Source organism: Polaromonas sp. P4_H1 (assembly GCF_056400945.1).
Genome location: NZ_JBFUKG010000067.1, coordinates 1 through 691 on the forward strand (window position 1 = coordinate 1; position 691 = coordinate 691).

Consider the following 691-nt stretch of genomic DNA (forward strand, 5'->3'; position numbering starts at 1 on the left):
CTGTCACGGTGCGTGATACCGCCCTCGATGATGTTGATGTCGCCGACGAACTCCGCGATCCAGCGCGATGCCGGCGCCTCATAGAGCTGTCGCGGTGTCGCGACCTGTTGCAGGCGACCTTCATTCATGACGCCGATGCGGTCGGCCATGGTCATCGCCTCCTCCTGATCGTGGGTGACGATCACGAAGGTGGTGCCGAGCTGGCGCTGCAGCGCCATCAATTCGACCTGGGTTTCCTCGCGCAGTTTCTTGTCGAGAGCTGCCAGCGGCTCATCGAGCAGCAACAATTGCGGATGCCGCGCCAGCGCCCGGGCGAGCGCCACGCGTTGTTTCTGGCCGCCCGACAATTGATCCGGTCGGCGTTTCTCCAGTCCCTGGAGCTTGACCAGCGCCACCATCTCGGCAACCCGCGTATCGATGCCGAGACGCGTCAGGCCAGCGCTCTTGAGACCGAAACCGATATTGTCGCGCACGTTGAGATGCGGAAACAGCGCGTAGTTCTGGAACATCATGTTGACGGGCCGCTGATGCGGCAAGACCGCGGCGATATCCTCGCCGTTCAACTCGATCTTGCCCGTGTCCGGCGCTTCGAAACCAGCCAACATGCGCAGTAACGTGGTCTTGCCACAGCCGCTCGGGCCGAGCAGCGCAAAGAATTCACCGGCCTTGATGTCCAAAGAGAGATCGTCGA

Annotated in this window: 1 protein-coding gene; it reads right to left on the reverse strand. The window is 61.9% G+C overall.

The window, feature by feature from the left end; translation table 11 throughout:
- On the reverse strand, positions 1-677 hold a 677-nt coding region (locus tag AC1DS5_RS25095; RefSeq protein ID WP_477720958.1), incomplete at its 3' end, for an ABC transporter ATP-binding protein.
- Between the last annotated feature and the right edge of the window lie 14 nt (positions 678-691).